General features: G+C 44.3%; 19 protein-coding genes. 16 read left to right on the top strand and 3 right to left on the bottom strand.

All coding sequences use genetic code 11. The annotated features are described in order from the left end of the window. Positions 1-40 precede the first annotated feature (40 nt). The 10 genes from ACTNA4_RS12550 (at position 41) to ACTNA4_RS12505 (ending at position 8,395) form a co-directional block, all read left to right on the top strand. Positions 41-988, top strand: a complete 948-nt coding sequence (locus ACTNA4_RS12550; RefSeq protein WP_427808402.1) for a hypothetical protein — start codon at positions 41-43, stop codon at positions 986-988. Continuing rightward, a complete protein-coding gene (locus ACTNA4_RS12545) occupies positions 963-2,165 on the top strand; it encodes a CpaF family protein (protein WP_427808404.1) in 1,203 nt (400 codons plus the stop codon). Before ACTNA4_RS12550 ends, ACTNA4_RS12545 begins: the two co-directional genes overlap by 26 nt. After that, on the top strand, positions 2,119-2,877 hold the full coding sequence (locus ACTNA4_RS12540) for a type II secretion system F family protein (RefSeq protein WP_427819451.1): 759 nt from the start codon (positions 2,119-2,121) through the stop codon (positions 2,875-2,877). Before ACTNA4_RS12545 ends, ACTNA4_RS12540 begins: the two co-directional genes overlap by 47 nt. A gap of 1 nt (position 2,878) precedes the next feature. Next, positions 2,879-4,192, top strand: a complete 1,314-nt coding sequence (locus ACTNA4_RS12535; protein ID WP_441030400.1) for a hypothetical protein — start codon at positions 2,879-2,881, stop codon at positions 4,190-4,192. A 49-nt stretch (positions 4,193-4,241) separates the two neighbouring features. Then, the gene (locus ACTNA4_RS12530) at positions 4,242-4,424 is read left to right on the top strand and encodes a Flp1 family type IVb pilin (protein WP_427808434.1); all 183 of its coding nucleotides are present in this window, start codon (positions 4,242-4,244) and stop codon (positions 4,422-4,424) included. Between the two features lie 44 nt (positions 4,425-4,468). Beyond that, complete coding sequence (locus ACTNA4_RS12525; RefSeq protein WP_427808410.1) at positions 4,469-5,836, top strand: DUF5702 domain-containing protein; 1,368 nt, start codon at positions 4,469-4,471, stop codon at positions 5,834-5,836. Between the two features lie 150 nt (positions 5,837-5,986). After that, complete coding sequence (locus tag ACTNA4_RS12520) at positions 5,987-6,769, top strand: pilus assembly protein (RefSeq protein WP_441030398.1); 783 nt, start codon at positions 5,987-5,989, stop codon at positions 6,767-6,769. Continuing rightward, positions 6,757-7,179, top strand: a complete 423-nt coding sequence (locus tag ACTNA4_RS12515; RefSeq protein ID WP_427808414.1) for a prepilin peptidase — start codon at positions 6,757-6,759, stop codon at positions 7,177-7,179. Before ACTNA4_RS12520 ends, ACTNA4_RS12515 begins: the two co-directional genes overlap by 13 nt. Next, the gene (locus ACTNA4_RS12510) at positions 7,173-7,625 is read left to right on the top strand and encodes a TadE family protein (RefSeq protein WP_427808416.1); all 453 of its coding nucleotides are present in this window, start codon (positions 7,173-7,175) and stop codon (positions 7,623-7,625) included. Before ACTNA4_RS12515 ends, ACTNA4_RS12510 begins: the two co-directional genes overlap by 7 nt. Continuing rightward, positions 7,622-8,395, top strand: coding sequence for a DUF6382 domain-containing protein (locus ACTNA4_RS12505; protein ID WP_427819458.1), 774 nt, complete (start codon positions 7,622-7,624; stop codon positions 8,393-8,395). The genes ACTNA4_RS12510 and ACTNA4_RS12505 overlap by 4 nt, the downstream gene beginning before the upstream one ends. Before the next feature lie 105 nt (positions 8,396-8,500). Here ACTNA4_RS12505 and ACTNA4_RS12500 read toward each other — a convergent pair whose 3' ends face one another. Next, the gene (locus ACTNA4_RS12500) at positions 8,501-9,232 is read right to left on the bottom strand and encodes a sensor histidine kinase (protein ID WP_427808420.1); all 732 of its coding nucleotides are present in this window, start codon (positions 9,230-9,232) and stop codon (positions 8,501-8,503) included. A gap of 80 nt (positions 9,233-9,312) precedes the next feature. Here ACTNA4_RS12500 and ACTNA4_RS12495 point away from each other — a divergent pair, with 80 nt between their 5' ends. Beyond that, the gene (locus ACTNA4_RS12495) at positions 9,313-9,720 is read left to right on the top strand and encodes an HIT family protein (protein WP_427808422.1); all 408 of its coding nucleotides are present in this window, start codon (positions 9,313-9,315) and stop codon (positions 9,718-9,720) included. A gap of 21 nt (positions 9,721-9,741) precedes the next feature. Then, positions 9,742-10,314: an RNA polymerase sigma factor gene (locus ACTNA4_RS12490; RefSeq protein ID WP_441030396.1), complete on the top strand. Its 573-nt coding sequence runs from the start codon at positions 9,742-9,744 to the stop codon at positions 10,312-10,314. A gap of 67 nt (positions 10,315-10,381) precedes the next feature. Here the strand turns inward: ACTNA4_RS12490 and ACTNA4_RS12485 are convergent, their stop codons facing one another. Beyond that, positions 10,382-11,449, bottom strand: coding sequence for an undecaprenyldiphospho-muramoylpentapeptide beta-N-acetylglucosaminyltransferase (locus ACTNA4_RS12485; RefSeq protein ID WP_427808426.1), 1,068 nt, complete (start codon positions 11,447-11,449; stop codon positions 10,382-10,384). Between the two features lie 182 nt (positions 11,450-11,631). On the opposite strand from ACTNA4_RS12485, the gene ACTNA4_RS12480 reads away from it, so the two are divergent. Both ACTNA4_RS12480 and ACTNA4_RS12475 read left to right on the top strand, forming a co-directional pair. Continuing rightward, a complete protein-coding gene (locus ACTNA4_RS12480) occupies positions 11,632-12,600 on the top strand; it encodes a DUF4367 domain-containing protein (RefSeq protein WP_441030394.1) in 969 nt (322 codons plus the stop codon). Positions 12,601-12,670: 70 nt separating this feature from the next. Further along, on the top strand, positions 12,671-13,135 hold the full coding sequence (locus ACTNA4_RS12475; RefSeq protein WP_441030392.1) for a DUF6147 family protein: 465 nt from the start codon (positions 12,671-12,673) through the stop codon (positions 13,133-13,135). A 525-nt stretch (positions 13,136-13,660) separates the two neighbouring features. Here ACTNA4_RS12475 and ACTNA4_RS12470 read toward each other — a convergent pair. Beyond that, positions 13,661-13,999, bottom strand: coding sequence for a transposase (locus ACTNA4_RS12470; RefSeq protein WP_441030408.1), 339 nt, complete (start codon positions 13,997-13,999; stop codon positions 13,661-13,663). Between the two features lie 130 nt (positions 14,000-14,129). On the opposite strand from ACTNA4_RS12470, the gene tnpA reads away from it, so the two are divergent. Both tnpA and tnpB read left to right on the top strand, forming a co-directional pair. Further along, on the top strand, positions 14,130-14,501 hold the full coding sequence (gene tnpA, locus ACTNA4_RS12465) for an IS66 family insertion sequence element accessory protein TnpA (RefSeq protein WP_441030390.1): 372 nt from the start codon (positions 14,130-14,132) through the stop codon (positions 14,499-14,501). Continuing rightward, positions 14,491-14,853, top strand: coding sequence for an IS66 family insertion sequence element accessory protein TnpB (gene tnpB / locus ACTNA4_RS12460; protein ID WP_427805902.1), 363 nt, complete (start codon positions 14,491-14,493; stop codon positions 14,851-14,853). The genes tnpA and tnpB overlap by 11 nt, the downstream gene beginning before the upstream one ends. The last annotated feature ends 373 nt before the right edge of the window (positions 14,854-15,226 follow it).

Raw genomic sequence — 15,226 nt, 5'->3', positions numbered from 1 at the left:
CAGTAGAGAAATAGTAATCTGTGATTCAGAGGAAGCATATGTGAAAAGGCTTGCCGAAGCACTGCTTTTGAAGCGGGAGGTGACAGCAGGAGTGCGGATCTGCTCATCTCTTGATATGTTGGAAAATCTGCTGGAAATAGGAGAAGTTCAGGCGCTTTTGATCAGCGATGAGATTCCATATGAATTGAGAAAGCGGGTATTTGGCGGCAGAAGAATTGTGCTTACAAGAACAAAGTGTGCGGATCTGGGGGAAGAGGAGCAGGAGCTCAGGAAATACCAGTCTGTGGACAAGCTGACCGCAGAGATCATGCAGGCTTTTCAGAAGATGGACATTCCGGCGGGATATTACGGAAAAGGCCGTGTTCTGGGAGTGTATTCGCCGGTTCACCGGGTCGGTAAGACAACATTTGCACTGAAGCTTGGCAAAGTACTTGCTGAACAGGAGAATGTACTGTATCTGAATCTGGAGGCATATGCAGGGATCGGGGGATATTTTCAGGATGGTGATGTTCAGAACCTTTCTCATCTACTGTATTATGCAAAACAGGAAAAGGATGATATCGGTGTAAGGATTGCATCCATGATTCGACAGATGGGAAATCTGGACTATATACCACCGATGAAGGTGTGGACCGATCTGAGAGAAGTGAGTATCCGGGAGTGGGAGGTTCTTCTTCAAAAACTGACCGGAGAGAGTATTTACGATACGGTGATCCTGGATCTGGGAAACGCCGTAGGAGATATTTTTGAGATTTTAAAACTGTGTGACTGGATTTTGTTTCCGTTTGCAAATGATGTCTATGCCAGGACAAAGATGGAGCAGTACAGCTATATTTTGAAGGCGCTTCGTCTTCAGGAGCTGGAAATGCATACGATTTATGTGGATATGGACAAAACGATGCGGCAGGCCGTGAAAGAGGCGGCCGGTGAATTGGAAATAAAGTCCGGAAAGGGGCACATGTATGTTAAGAGCAGAACAACTTCATGAAAAGGTCCTCTCCAGAATGGATTTTATGAGGGAACCGTCAGATGAAGAACTGCTTGAGATCATCCATAGTGTTTTGGAAGAAAGTTCAAAAAAACAATTCATTCCGCTCAAAGAAAAGGCGGCGCTTGGGAAGGAACTTTTTAATGCGTTCCGTAAGCTGGATATTCTGCAGGAACTGATCGAGGATGAGTCGATTACAGAGATCATGATCAATGGAACAGAGAATATTTTTATTGAGCGGGAAGGACAGATCTTCCTGTCCGATAAGAAATTTCTGTCCAGAGGTAAGCTGGAAGATGTGGTCCAGCAAATGGTGGCGGAATGCAACCGGATTGTCAATGAAGCATCCCCGATTGTGGATGCCAGGCTTAATGACGGCTCGCGAGTCAATGTCGTGTTGCCGCCTGCCGCTATCAATGGGCCGATTGTGACGATCCGAAAGTTCCCAAAACACAGAATTACGATGGAGCAGCTTCTGGAGTATGAATCCATCAGTGAGGAAGCGGCAGAATTTCTGGTTCGTCTGGTGAGAGCAGGATATAACATTTTTATCAGCGGCGGAACCGGTTCCGGGAAAACGACATTTTTGAATGTGTTGTCGGATTATATTCCCGAGACGGAACGAATCATTACGATCGAGGATAATGCAGAGCTGCAGATCACGGAACTTCCCAATCTTGTGCGGTTGGAAGCACGAAACGCAAATGTGGAAGGAACCGGGGAGATTAGTATCCGTGATCTGATTCGAACGGCGCTCAGAATGAGGCCGGACAGAATTATCGTAGGTGAAGTCCGGGGAAAGGAAGCGGCTGATATGCTCCAGGCCTTTAACACGGGCCATGACGGTTCTCTGAGCACCGGGCATGCGAACAGTCCGAAAGATATGCTTTCCAGGCTGGAAATGATGACCCTTATGGGAATGGATATCCCGCTTTCTGCAGTGCAAAGGCAGATCGCTGCAGGAATTGATATTATGGTGCATCTAGGCAGATTGCGGGACAGAAGCAGAAAAGTATTGGAAATTGTGGAGGTACTTGGATATGAGAAAGACGAGATCCGATTGCAGTCCCTGTTTTCGTTTAGGGAAACGGGAGAGAAGAACGGAAAAATCCAGGGAGAGTGGGTGAAAAATGCCGATTTGCTGCGGCGGGAAAAGCTTTTGGCAGCAGGGTATTAGCAGACAGGAATACCTGCTGGCGGCGGCAAAAAGTGTGTCCGTAGTCGCGGCGACGGCGTATCTTTTTTATTCCGAATGGTGGGCGGTAATTCTCTTGTTTCCGCTTGGAGTTCTTTATTTTAAACGAAATGAGGAACAGCTGGAAAAGAAAAAAAGACAGGAATTTGAACGCCAGTTTCAGGATGCTCTGCAGTCCCTGGGTGCACAGATGAATATCGGATATTCTATGGAAAATGCAATCAAGGAAGTGCAGAAGGATCTGCAGGTAATGTATAAGAATGACACTGTGATCGTGCGTGAATTTTCATACATGGTCAGTCAGCTGAACCTGAATGTGAATGTGGAGCTGGTCTGGGAGGAATTCGCAAAGAGAGTGAATATTCCGGAGGCAGACAGCTTTGTGACGATATTTGCACAGGCAAAGCGAAGCGGCGGTGACAGCATTGCCATAATTAAAAATGCAGTCAGGCAAATCGTGGAGAAGGCAGAGGTGAACCGCGAGATCGCAACGGTGATCGCGGAAAAGAAGTTGGAATTTCAGGTAATGTCGGTCATTCCTTTTGGGATCATTGGATATATGAGAATCAGTTTTCCCGAATTCATGGATATTCTTTACGGAAATATCCGGGGAGTCCTCTTTATGAGCGGATGCCTTCTTGCATATCTGGCCGCATGGAGACTGGGAAACAGAATTGTGGAGATAGAGGTGTGATATGTGGGTATGCATAGCAGTGTATTTTATCCTTGGCATGGTATGCATTGTACTGCGCTATAGGAAGCTGCTTATCCATTATGATAAAAAATTGTGGAAAACGATTTTTTATGTGATGTTTTGCGCGGCGACGATTGCTCTGTTAACAGAAATCAGTGGTCAGGGCGTGATGCAGAATTTCGGCAAGGTCAGGATCAATCGGGAAGATTATGGCGGGAATTCGGTAAATCATCAGCTTCAGATGCAAATCGAAGGTGAGAAATCTGAAAATGTAGAGATACAGGTTTCTCCCAGAATGTACAGCGAGGAGGAAGTCCAGTCTTTGTTCCGGCAGGCTATGAATAAGCTGGATCAAGTAATACTGGGTGAAAATGAAACGGCGGATCATGTGGTCAAGCCACTATGTTTCCCGCAGGAGCTGGAGGGATACCCGTTTGCTATTTCCTGGGAACCGGGGCGTTATGACGTGATGGATATGAACGGAAGGATCAATCAGGATGCGGTGCTGGAAGAAGATCCGGAAGGCGAAGGAGTCCTTGTAAAGATTACGGGGATCCTGCGTTACGGAACTGAGGAAGCTGCTTATAATACACAGGTTCTTGTATTTGCAGATGTGGAAGAGACAGAAACGATACGGAACCAGGTGCTGAATGCAGCAAGACAGGCAGAAGAAGTATCGCGGGAAGAGAAATCTTTTGTACTTCCTGAACAGGTAAATGGCAGGACAGTCCGATGGAGATTCAGGAAAGAATCAAAGGTCATGCCGGTATTGATGCTTGGAGCAGTTATCTGCGTATTTCTGGTAGTGCAGGAAAGACAGAAGAAAGAAAAGCAGCGAAAAGACAGAAAAGAACAGATGCTGTTCGACTATCCCGAGATCGTGAGCCAGTTTACGATGCTAATGGGAGCAGGAATGACGGCAAAGAATGTCTGGAAGAAAATAACGGCAGATTACTGTGGACAGAAAGAAAGAGGAGGCCGGGTGCGGGATGCATATGAAGAGATGGTCATCACACTTCAGGAAATGCAGAGCGGCATACCGGAGGCAGAATGTTATGAGCGGTTTGCCGCAAGATGCGGTCTGGTTCCGTATATGAAAATGGGAGCGCTTCTTTCCCAGAATCTGAGAAAGGGCGCAAAAGGGACTTCGGATATGCTGAAAATGGAAGCGATTCAAGCCATGGAAGACAGAAAAAGCAGAGCAAGGCGTCTTGGAGAAGAAGCAGGTGTCAAGCTGTTGCTTCCGATGCTTCTGATGCTGGTAATCGTTCTTGTGATCGTCGTTGTTCCGGCCTTTCTTTCTATCGATCTGTAGGCTGGGAAGGAAAGACGAGGGAGGTGAAAGGATGAAGCGTGTGAAAAATATGATCAGATCAGTCTGGATCCGGGCACAGTGTGTGATGCACGATAACCGGGGAATTTCGGTGATTGAACTGATTTTGGTTTTGGTGGTCATTATTGGACTGGTGTTAATTTTTAAATCACAGTTAACCAGTCTGGTGGAAACAATTTTTGAAAAAATTACGAGTGAAAGTGCAGGAATTTAGCAGTAATTAAACGGTTCTTATTCTGAAAATGGGCGGTATGGAAAATGAAAAAAATGGTGAAAGGGGAGCTGACAGCTTTTCTTAGTCTTGTATTTATCCTTCTGGTCTCACTGGTGGGAGCTGTCCTTGAAAGCGCATCCATTCAGGTGATGAAAAATGAAAGAAGGGCAGATGCCACCAGAGCGATGGAATCTGTATTTGCAGAATATCAAAGAGACCTTCTGGATCGATATGAGATATTTGCACTGGATGAGAGCTATGAATCGGAACAGGTATCAGAGTCTGCTATTTTAAACCGAATGTCCTATTATGGGGCAGAAAATATGGACAAAGAGATCGATGCGATTCGTTATCTGACGGATGAAAACGGGAAGGCATTTTATGACCAGGCGGTTCAGTATGAAAAAGAAAAGACGGGGGCAGCGGCGGTAGAGGAGATGGCCGGGAAATCTTCTGTGTGGAAAGAACAGGAGAGCCAGGCAGAGCAATACGAAAAAGAGGATACAGAGACGAGTTTTGAATTAGAGCGTATGCTTGAGGAGGAAAGCCAGAAGCTGCCGCAGGAAGGAAATCCGCTTCCGGTCGTTTCGAATATAAAGGCAGGTGGCATATTGAATTTTGTCCTGCCGGATGGATTTGAGGTTTCGGATAAGACAGTGGATCTGTCATCGTTTGTATCACATCGTGAACTGCAAAGCGGTTATGGAAGCTTTCGGGAGAAGGTTCAGGGAACCGGTGACACCATTTTTTTCAATCTATACCTTATGGATCATTTTAATCACGCAGTTAAAAAAGAAAAAGAAAGTGTGCTTCAATATGAGTTGGAGTATCTTCTTGCAGGAAAGTCAAGTGACAGGGAGAATCTGGAGGCGGTTGTAAAGAAACTCTGCAGTATCAGGTTCGCCGTCAATTATGCTTATCTTCTGACAGATGTGGAAAAGCAGGCAGAGGTGCAGGCTGCATCCGTGGCAATGTGTGCGCTCCTTGCAGTTCCGGGCATAACTGAGGTTGTAAAGCAGGCACTTCTCCTTGCATGGGCGTATGGAGAAGGAATCGTTGATGTGAAAACTCTTCTAACCGGGAAAAGAGTTCCTTTAGTAAAGTCGTACGAGACGTGGCAACTTTCGTGGGAGAACCTTCTGCATCTGGGGGAAGATCAGTCGGTTCTGGAAGGCAGGGATGCAGAGGGCGGATATTCTTATGAAAAGTATTTGCAGGTGCTGCTTATGCTGGAAAAAAAGGAAAAACTGACAATGTGGGCATTGGATCTGGAAGAACTGAATCTCAGAGAAATTGCAGGAAAAACATGGTTTCGCGCAGACTCATGCGTGGTGGCGTTAAGAGCCAATATGGACTGTGGACTGCGCAGATCGATCCACTACAGATTTGCGGCAGAATATCAGTACAAATAGAGGGAAAATAAAAGGAGGTGGATACAGATGTCTTTTCCGTTCCTCGATTTTTTGGTCTGTATAATTGCAAACATATATGATACACGTCGATACAACAATTCTTTCAGGAAGGAGGAAGGATTTGGTTTCTCGCGAAAAGGCGCAGCTCTCTTGACGGAAAAGGCATCTGTATCTGCCTCGCGAAAAGCGCGGATCATGGAAGGCAGCATCACTGTGGAAGCTGTCGTGTGTATTCCGCTGTTTTTATATGCATCTATTTGTCTGATTTGGCTGTTGGAGCTTCGTTCCATACAGCTTGTCGTCAGGGAAGGGATGCAGGGAGCCGGAAAAGAGCTGGCACAGGAATGCTATGAGCTGCCGCTTCTTATTCCGGCAAGAGTGGAATCAAAGATCGTCAGTCTGATCGGGGAGGAGCGGCTTGACCGAAGCTGTATTGTGGAAGGGAGCGAAGGCCTGGAATGTGAAAAATCTTACATCTGGCCGGGAAGCGCGATCATCGAATTAAAGACAAGCTATCAGGTAAAGCTTCCGTTTCCGCAGTTTTTGATTCCGCCGATCCGGTATCAGGAGTCTATGAGAATCAAAGGGTGGACCGGGTATGTGAAACAATCCTTTGGTCAGACGGGACAGCAGGAAATTGTGTATATTACGGAAACAGGAATCGTTTATCACAGGGATTATCACTGCACATATCTGGAACCGTCTGTACGTCTGGTGTCGCTTGAAGAGATCGAGTCACTGAGAAATCAGAGTTCCGGAAAATATTATCCCTGTGAACTGTGCGGAAGGTTCTGTAAGGGGAATGCTTATATCACGGATTATGGGAATCGGTATCACAGTACTTTGGACTGCAGCGGTGTGAAACGAAAAATTTATGCAGTCCCGATCCGTGAAGTTAAGGGAAAGGGAGCGTGTTCAAAATGTGGAAAATAGAAGAAATGGCGGTTTTGGCATTTCTGGGAGCGGGGGCCGTATATGACTTCAGGAATAGAAAAATCCCGGCAGGTTATCTGATGTTTGGAACAGTAGGAATTGTTTTTTATCTGGCATTCGAGGGTCAGATGGAGTGGTATCTGTGGCTTCCGGGACTGGCGACCGGGCTGCTCTTCCTTCTTTGTTCCAAGATCACCGAAGAAGGGATTGGATATGGGGATAGCTGGATGATCCTGAATCTGGGACTTTTTCTCGGAATCTGGCGGCTTCTGATATCGCTCGGCATTGCATTTTCGGCGGCAGCAGCGGCGGCGGGAGTCGGTCTGGCGCTGAAAAAATGGAATCGTAAGACGAGAATACCCTTCTATCCCTTTCTGGTAGTCGGTTATGTGGGGGCATTGTTATGGTGAAAAGAGGAACAGAAGGAATAAAAAAGAAGTCCGGGCGGACTGTGCGTGCCTCGACCGTGGTGGAAATGGCGTATCTGATGCCGCTTGTGCTTATGGTGTGGATGCTCGTGATTTTCGGGTTGTTTTACTATCATGATAAAACAATCTTAATGGGAGCGGCATATGAAACGGTAATTGTGGGAAGTGAGATCTTATATGGGATGGAAGAGTTCCCGCAGGAAGAAATGGAGAATTATTTTCGTGAGAGAATACGGGGAAAACTGATGTTTTACGGGCAGGTGTCCGTGAATGTATATGAGGAACAGCAGAGGATCATTGCAAAGGCCAGTGCGAGTGGGAAAGGGATGGAACTTCAGGCATCCGGAAGTGCTGTCATTACGGAGCCTGAGAAGCAGATCCGCAGGCTGAAAGCCGGAAAGAAGAAGTTGGAGGGTGCGCTGCAATGAAGACGGAATATGAACGGAATCTGCATCATGCATGGATGATTCTGGAGTTTGATGAGATCTATGAAGAAGATTACCAGATGAGGATGCTGGCAGAGAACCATCTTAACTGTCTGCTGGATGTAAAGGGACAGGGAATGGACCGGAAAAGCAGGTACCAGTATGAGGTGGGCGGAAAGACATCGATGGCTGCGATGGGAGAACGTCAGAAATGGAATTTTTCGCGGATGAAGGAATTCATGCAGCAATTTGTGGAAGCAGTGCGCGAGGTGAATAATTATCTCCTTGATGTGAATTGTCTGAACCTGGATCCGGAATATATCTATTACCAGAACGGACGATATTTTTTCTGCTATTGTCCCGCATTCAAGGGAAATATATGGGAGGCATTTCATGTACTGACAGAATATTTCGTCAGAGAGACAGATTATGAAGATAAAGAGGCAATCTATCTTGCATGCGAGCTTCATAAAGCTTCTATGGAAGATAACTATAATATAGAACAAATACTGGAGAGGATTCTGGAAAGGAAAGAGCAGAGAATGGAAGACGTGAAGAAAAATCTGAAATACGGTAATGCAGCATATGAACTTAAAGAGGATCAAATCCTGGATGATTGGGCCGGTGAACAGGAGCTGAAGGGAAATGTGATGAAAGACAGAGAAACAGTATGGGGATTTGTGACGAGAAAAATCAGGAAAAGAAATCACAGAAATTGGGAAAATCGGGAGGTGCAGGAAGAAAATGAAGCGGAAAATTATCGGAATTTTTGAGTAAAGTACTTCCGCCGGGAATCATTTCCAGCGGAAGTGAATGTAAAATATTGGTAACAAAACACTTGTAAATCATACTCTCATTCCATATAATAAAAAATAAGGTTATGAAATGGGCAATAATACAGTAAAACGACTGCCCTTCTGAACTTCTGAATCTACAGATATGGTTCCGCCGTGAGCTTCGATGGTACGTTTGGCGATTGCAAGTCCGAGACCGGTTCCGCCGGTTTTATGGGTTACGAAAGCATCAAATATCTCGTCAAGCTGTTCTTCGGGAATACCGCAGCCATCATCTGAGATAATGATTTTCAGAAAATGGTCATCTGTATCGGCCTCCAGCCGGATGGTCCCGTGAGCAGACACCGCATCACCGGCGTTGCGAAGAAGATTGAGAAAGACTTCCTGAAGCTTTACCTTATCTCCCTGGATGACCGGAAGTTCAGGAGAGATTCGGGAAGTAAATTCAATGTCTGTTTCGGCGCAGGAAGCGGCAAAGGACAGACAAAGATGACTGAAAAAATCGAAGGCAGAAAAAGAAGAACGGTTGATACGTTCTCCGTTGTTATAGGCAGAAAGCTCCTGCAGCAGAGAAATCATAAATTCAATATCTTCCCGCATGTCATTCCAGTGACGGAAATCCCGTGTCTCAGGATGCTGGGACTCGATCAACTGTAATGTACTGTAGATGAGTGTGAGAGGATTACGGATCTCGTGGCTGATCTTGCTGATCGTATATTGCTGGTCATCCAGAAGCTTTTGGATCAATGCCCTGTTTTCAGGTTTTGCGTTCATCAGTTGTTGTAATTGCTCATAATCATGATTTGTTAATGACATTATCATACCGCCTTTCCAAACATAGTGTAGCATTGGCGGTATAGATATTCAAATATATTTTAAAGAAAGAGGTAAGAAATATGAGAGATGAGAACTGTATTTTCTGTAAAATTGCAAACGGAGAGATTCCTTCAGCTACGTTGTATGAAGATGATGATTTCAGAGTCATTCTGGACCTTGGACCGGCAACAAAGGGACATGCCCTGATCCTTCCGAAAGAACATTATGCGAATCTGTATGAGATTGACGATGAACTTGCAGCAAAAGCATTCAAACTGGCGAAAAAGATGGTCATCAAGATGACAGAAGTGCTTGGATGTGACGGATATAATGTTGTACAGAATAATGGCGAGGCAGCAGGACAGACAGTTTTCCATTTCCATATGCATCTGATCCCGCGGTATAAGGATGATGATGCACGCTTCGGATGGAAGACAGGACAGCTCACGGATGAAGTCAGAGACGAAATTCTTGCAAAATTAAAATAAGGAAATCGGAACTGAGTAAACATGAGTGAGATACAGAGGGGTGTAAGTGTGGACACTCAAGATAAAGATACACGTAAATTTGAGGAAATTTACATTAAGTACAAAGAAGTTGTGTACAAAACCGCGCTGCGTTACTCTGATTACAATAGAGAGATTTCTCAGGAGATGACACAAGAAGTATTTGTGAAATTGTGTGATTATCCGAATCTGCTCCAAGAAGAATATATTGGTGCATGGTTGGTGACAAGTGTAAAAAATGCGACGATCAATTGCATAAAGAAGGGAAAATACGAGATCCTGAGTGAAGATGGGGGTTTCATTGCAGAAACAGCGAATAGTACGCAGAAAAGTCCGGAGGATGCGTTCTTGGAAGAGTTCACACGGGATCAGAGAAACAAGAAGGCAAAGAGGATTCTTGATGATCTGTACGAGACCAATGAACGCTGGTATGATGCTGTGACAAAATCTTATTGTCTGAACATGCCACAGAAAGAAGTGGCCGAAGAGATGGGAGTCAGTATCGAAGTGCTTCACAGTGTTTTGTACAGAGCCAGAGAATGGGTAAAGAAAAGATATAAGTCCGATGAGGATTAAGAAAACGGAGAATGGCAACAAAAAACAGGTGCTGTTCCGGCACCTGTTTAACATGCATATTTCATATTTATCTGGATGCTGCTTCCTCGATCAGACCGATGATGGTCTCGATCGGACTTTGCTGTGAGGACTGATTCATTGCTTCCACAAAGGTTTCGCGGGAGTCGTAAAGCTTATGAACAGCCGAAAGGAGACGTTCGTCGGTCAGCTCTTCTTCTTCCAGGACCATGCTGAATTTCTGACGTTCGAAAGAGCGGGCATTGAGAATCTGGTCTCCGCGGCTCGCACTTGCAGAAAGCGGAATCAGCAGATTCGGTTTGCGAAGGGCAAGAAGCTCGCAGATCGCATTGGCTCCTGCGCGGGAGATTACAATATCTGCCAGAGCGAAGAGATCTCTCAGTTCATCCTGAATATATTCGAACTGAGCATAACCTTGCAGGCCTTTCAGGGATTCATCCAGTTTGCCCTTGCCACAAAGGTGAATGATCTGGAACTCTTCCAACAGCTGCGGAAGGATTTTGCGGACAGCCTGATTGACTGCGGCGGCGCCGAGACTTCCTCCGACGATGAGGATGACCGGCTTTTCTTCCTGGAAACCACAGAATTTGCGGGCTTTTTCCTTATCACCGGTCATAAGCTCCTGACGGATCGGAGAACCGGTAAGGACTGCTTTGTCTTCAGGCAGAGCCTTCAGAGTTTCAGGAAAATTGCAGCAGACTTTGGTCGCGGATGGAATCGAGATCTTGTTCGCAAGACCCGGAGTCATATCGGATTCATGAATGATGACCGGAACGTGGTTACGTTTTCCGGCGATCACAACCGGAACACTGACGAATCCGCCTTTTGAGAAAATAACATCCGGTTTTAAATCTTTTATAATTTTATTTGCTTCGCTGAATCCCTTCAGAACACGGAAAGGGTCTGTAAAATTCTGAAGGCTGAAATAACGGCGGAGCTTTCCGGAAGAAATACCGTGGTATGGAACGCCCTGCTTTTCAATCAGGCTTTTCTCTATACCATTATATGAACCAATGTAATGTATATCGTATTGAAGTTCCTTTAAACGCGGTAACAGCGCAATATTTGGTGTAACATGTCCGGCAGTACCACCGCCGGTTAAAATAATACGTTTCATAGATAGTCCTCCCACTTTATCATATTATGCGGGGGTTAAAGTCATGCATTTTCATACAAATATGAATGACATAACTTGTTGACCCTGATACCATATAATTTTAGCAGATAAAGGAAAAAGGTCAAGAAAAAGGGAAAAGAAATCATAAAGAATGATTACAGCCGGGAAATAAAAATCTGGCTGTGATAAAGAATGAGGTTGCTGAAATGAAGAATGAACAAGAAAAATTGGAAGATTTTTTGAAATCAGAACTGATGAAAGAGGGAGAGGAAATTCTGGCAGAAATAGAAGCAGATGAATCCCTGAAAGATATTTCACTTCCCGAGGAGATGGATGAGGGATTATGGAAGAAAATGAAGAAGAGGCAGGCTGAGAAGGCTGCTTATGAGGCGTTGTCTGAAAAAGATAAAGAAGCACTGCGTCTGGGGCGGGAAATGATGATGCTGAATGAGTGTGGTGAGGATGGAGATAAAGATGAGAAGAATGCGTTGGTGGAATGCGATGCGGCGGATAATGGGGAAAGTGCTGTAGAGAAGGACGGAGCCAAGGTTGTGAAGTACTCGAGGAAGAAGAAGAGAGTTTATCTCTTGGTTGCGGCTGCGGCAGTGTTGGCGCTGGCGGCTGGGATGACAAGTATTGGTGGGGCACCGTTTGTTACTGGGATTATGAAGAAGATTCATGGGAAAAGAGAAATGGTGCAAATAGACAATGAGAGAGAAGGAGAGACGGATAGAGTTACAACATTGAGTGAGGAGAGTGAAGCTTGGCAACAAATAGGTGAACAGTTGGAAATTGAACCTGTTAAGTTTGGATATATGCCAAATGGCATAAAGTTTGTAGAGTGTGAAATTAATAAAGCGATAGAGGAAGCTTGTTTACTGTATGAGTGTGATGGAAGAATGCTTGAATATCAGATTTGGGCAAATTTCAGGAATAAATCGGTAGGATATGATGTTGAAGATAAATTGATAAATGAAGAAACTGTGATAGTATCCGGAGTTGAAATTAAATTGAAAAATTATCAAGTTGAAAATATAGGAGAAACAGAATATGTAGCACAGTTTGAGTATAAAAACACATATTATACGCTAAATGGGTATATTGAAAAAGACGAGTTGAATAAAATTGTAAAAAATTTAATTTTTAATTAAATTCGCGTAAGTTTTTTCGAGTATGATTGTTATTATAATAAAGAGTATTAAATATAGGTGAGGTGCGACAGTGAAAAAATTAAAAGCGATTTTATTAATGGTTACAATGATTACTGGATTGGTTTTCATGGGGGACAGAAATGTAATGGCTGCGGATACTTCAGAATGTGTAGATGGTTCATACTTGATTGATGAGAATTATTCTGAAGGAGAAGCAGTCCTTAAAACCAGAGGGATGTATTTGAAGAGTGGAACATCATCAATTGCGGAAGCTGGTACAGGTAAGATTACAGCAGGTGGAAGAACTGTAGGGCAAGTGGTTGTTTCGAAAATAGTAGTTGCTGTTAGAGTTGAACGTTTGGTTAATGGAAGTTGGGAAACATATACTTCATGGTCGTCAACGAAATACAATGCTGCTTTGGTCAGTACGAGCAAAACATTATCTGTTCCTATTGGGTATTATTATCGTGTATATTCTACACATGTAGCAAGTTCTGACACCAGTGATTCTTATACCAACGGAATTCACATTTAACCGCTACCCATAAAGCCGTTCCCCCTTCCCGCTCACCCATTCAGCGGATTCCTTATAACTACTGCGTAATGTCCTCTTACCCAGGGACAACTACAAAATACTATAAAATAAAAAATATTATGTAAAGTGCCCGCCGACTAAATGAACTCAAATGGGCAATTGGATATAGGCAGTAGTTATAAGAAATCCGCTGAGAGTGGGAAGTTACAAAAACCTTACATTAGTACTGGATACAGTCAAAACAAGAAGAATCAGAGAGTTTCTTCTGGCTATTACATTTAATATTGCAAGAGACGGTGAAAAAAATAATAAAAAAAATACCTTACATTGTATGACCGTTTTTTGATTTATATTCTGTGTAATAGTCGGAAGAGGCTCTCTGATTCTTTATGCTGTAATAGAAGGATATTGGGGTCAAAACCATAAATAAATTTGCCCCTATTCCTATAGTACCTTGAAAAATTCATATTTTGTAGTATATCGCCGGACTTTTTGGGATATATGCTGGATATCCCCTCCCTTGTTTTATGCAAGTACCGGTTTTTGGGCATAGTTTCCCAGACCCTTCACATAATTGAAGAGTTTTCGGAAATTCAACGCTGCTATTTTGGAACCAAAAAAGAACTTGCCACGCTGTTTTCCACGAGGCATCTTTTCCAAATGGTAATTCTTTCGGATATTTGACGGAACAGTTTCCACTCCATTACGGAGCCTTGCATAATTTTTGAATTCTTCGCTGCTCATGTTCCTCTGGATTTTTGCACGTTCATGAGCTGCTTTGGATGTTACTATTTTTGCAACCCGCTTATAAATCTTCGGCTTGCATTGATCCTGATACGGACAGCCTACACACTGCTCATGCAGAAAGGAAGTAAACGGTAGATAGTCCGTACCTCGACTGTAGAGGAAAAGTGCGTGACAATAGACTATATTTCTATTACGAGTATTAAAAGTTGAGTCTCAACTTTTGATACCACTACGCGGAGGTAAGTCTATGAGTTCAGAAACATCTATGGTGGCAGCAAGTTTCCGTCTTCAGGAATGGGCTGCCCAAATTAAAGAATGCCAAAGCCGTCCGTCCGGCATGAGCGTTGCTAGTTGGTGTGCTGATAACGGCATTACAAAAGCAAATTATTATTACAGGCTTCGCCAAGTGCGGAAAGCCTGCCTTGAACATATTCAGAAAGAAATTCCTACACAGCAGATAGTCCCTGTAGAACCAGGGCTTTTACAACAGGAACATAAGGACGGCATCGGACAGCCGGGACTGAGCATTTCCGCAAAGGGATTTTCTGTCCATGTAACAGAATCTACACCCATGACTCTTCTTGCGGCAGTTCTTGAGGTGATACAGGATGTTGAATGATGCCACCTGCTTTAAAGCGGTCTACATCGTCTGCGGCTACACAGATCTTCGCTCTGGAATGGATCGTCTGGCAGCACTGGTGGAAGTGCAGACGGGAAATAGACCTTATGTGCCTGATACCCTTTATCTTTTCTGTGGACGGCGAACAGACCGTATCAAAGGATTGGTATGGGAAGGGGATGGATGGCTCTTGTTATATAAGAGATTGTCAGAAAGCCGTTTCCAATGGCCGCGCAGTCCGGAGGAAGTGCGTTCCCTAACACCACAGCAGTTCCGCTGGCTGATGGAGGGGCTGACGATTGCGCCGAAGAAATCTGTCAGACCGGTGGAACCGCCGGAATATATGGGATGATTTTTGCCCATAGAGCATTTGTGCAAAACAGAGAAATTTTGAGGCTGTTGCCATGTATCTGCATATGCGCTGGTTCCTATGGCAAAGACAGTTCCTGCCATGGTTTTGCGGCCATATATGCCGTGGTTGCCCATGTTTCATTTTTTGAAAGGATGTATTAAGAAAGGACGCTATAAGCAGTCCTGATGCATCTGATGCCTTGGGCATTATGACGGATGCCCTACTGTGTCGTATTCGCAAAAACTATTGTTTTCTGTTATAATCCTGTCTTTGACAGTTAGCAAAAGAAAAAATCGCTGTATCCCTTGCGCTTACTTGGGTACAGCGATTTTTATCGTTGTTATAGAGTATTGTAATTTATTTCCTTCCTTTA

It is taken from the genome of Bariatricus sp. HCP28S3_A7, assembly GCF_052066375.1.
Taxonomy (GTDB): Bacteria; Bacillota; Clostridia; order Lachnospirales; family Lachnospiraceae; genus Allocoprococcus.
This window is presented reverse-complemented; position numbering and strand designations above follow the sequence as displayed.

Coding starts and splice junctions, on each gene's coding strand:
- ACTNA4_RS12545 (WP_427808404.1), top strand. CDS start 963: ATGTTAAGAGCAGAACAACTTCATGAAAAGGTCCTCTCCAGAATGGAT.
- ACTNA4_RS12540 (WP_427819451.1), top strand. CDS start 2,119: ATGCCGATTTGCTGCGGCGGGAAAAGCTTTTGGCAGCAGGGTATTAGC.
- ACTNA4_RS12535 (WP_441030400.1), top strand. CDS start 2,879: ATGTGGGTATGCATAGCAGTGTATTTTATCCTTGGCATGGTATGCATT.
- ACTNA4_RS12530 (WP_427808434.1), top strand. CDS start 4,242: ATGATCAGATCAGTCTGGATCCGGGCACAGTGTGTGATGCACGATAAC.
- ACTNA4_RS12525 (WP_427808410.1), top strand. CDS start 4,469: ATGAAAAAAATGGTGAAAGGGGAGCTGACAGCTTTTCTTAGTCTTGTA.
- ACTNA4_RS12515 (WP_427808414.1), top strand. CDS start 6,757: ATGTGGAAAATAGAAGAAATGGCGGTTTTGGCATTTCTGGGAGCGGGG.
- ACTNA4_RS12510 (WP_427808416.1), top strand. CDS start 7,173: ATGGTGAAAAGAGGAACAGAAGGAATAAAAAAGAAGTCCGGGCGGACT.
- ACTNA4_RS12505 (WP_427819458.1), top strand. CDS start 7,622: ATGAAGACGGAATATGAACGGAATCTGCATCATGCATGGATGATTCTG.
- ACTNA4_RS12500 (WP_427808420.1), bottom strand. CDS start 9,232: ATGTCATTAACAAATCATGATTATGAGCAATTACAACAACTGATGAAC.
- ACTNA4_RS12495 (WP_427808422.1), top strand. CDS start 9,313: ATGAGAGATGAGAACTGTATTTTCTGTAAAATTGCAAACGGAGAGATT.
- ACTNA4_RS12490 (WP_441030396.1), top strand. CDS start 9,742: ATGAGTGAGATACAGAGGGGTGTAAGTGTGGACACTCAAGATAAAGAT.
- ACTNA4_RS12485 (WP_427808426.1), bottom strand. CDS start 11,449: ATGAAACGTATTATTTTAACCGGCGGTGGTACTGCCGGACATGTTACA.
- tnpA (WP_441030390.1), top strand. CDS start 14,130: ATGAGTTCAGAAACATCTATGGTGGCAGCAAGTTTCCGTCTTCAGGAA.
- tnpB (WP_427805902.1), top strand. CDS start 14,491: ATGTTGAATGATGCCACCTGCTTTAAAGCGGTCTACATCGTCTGCGGC.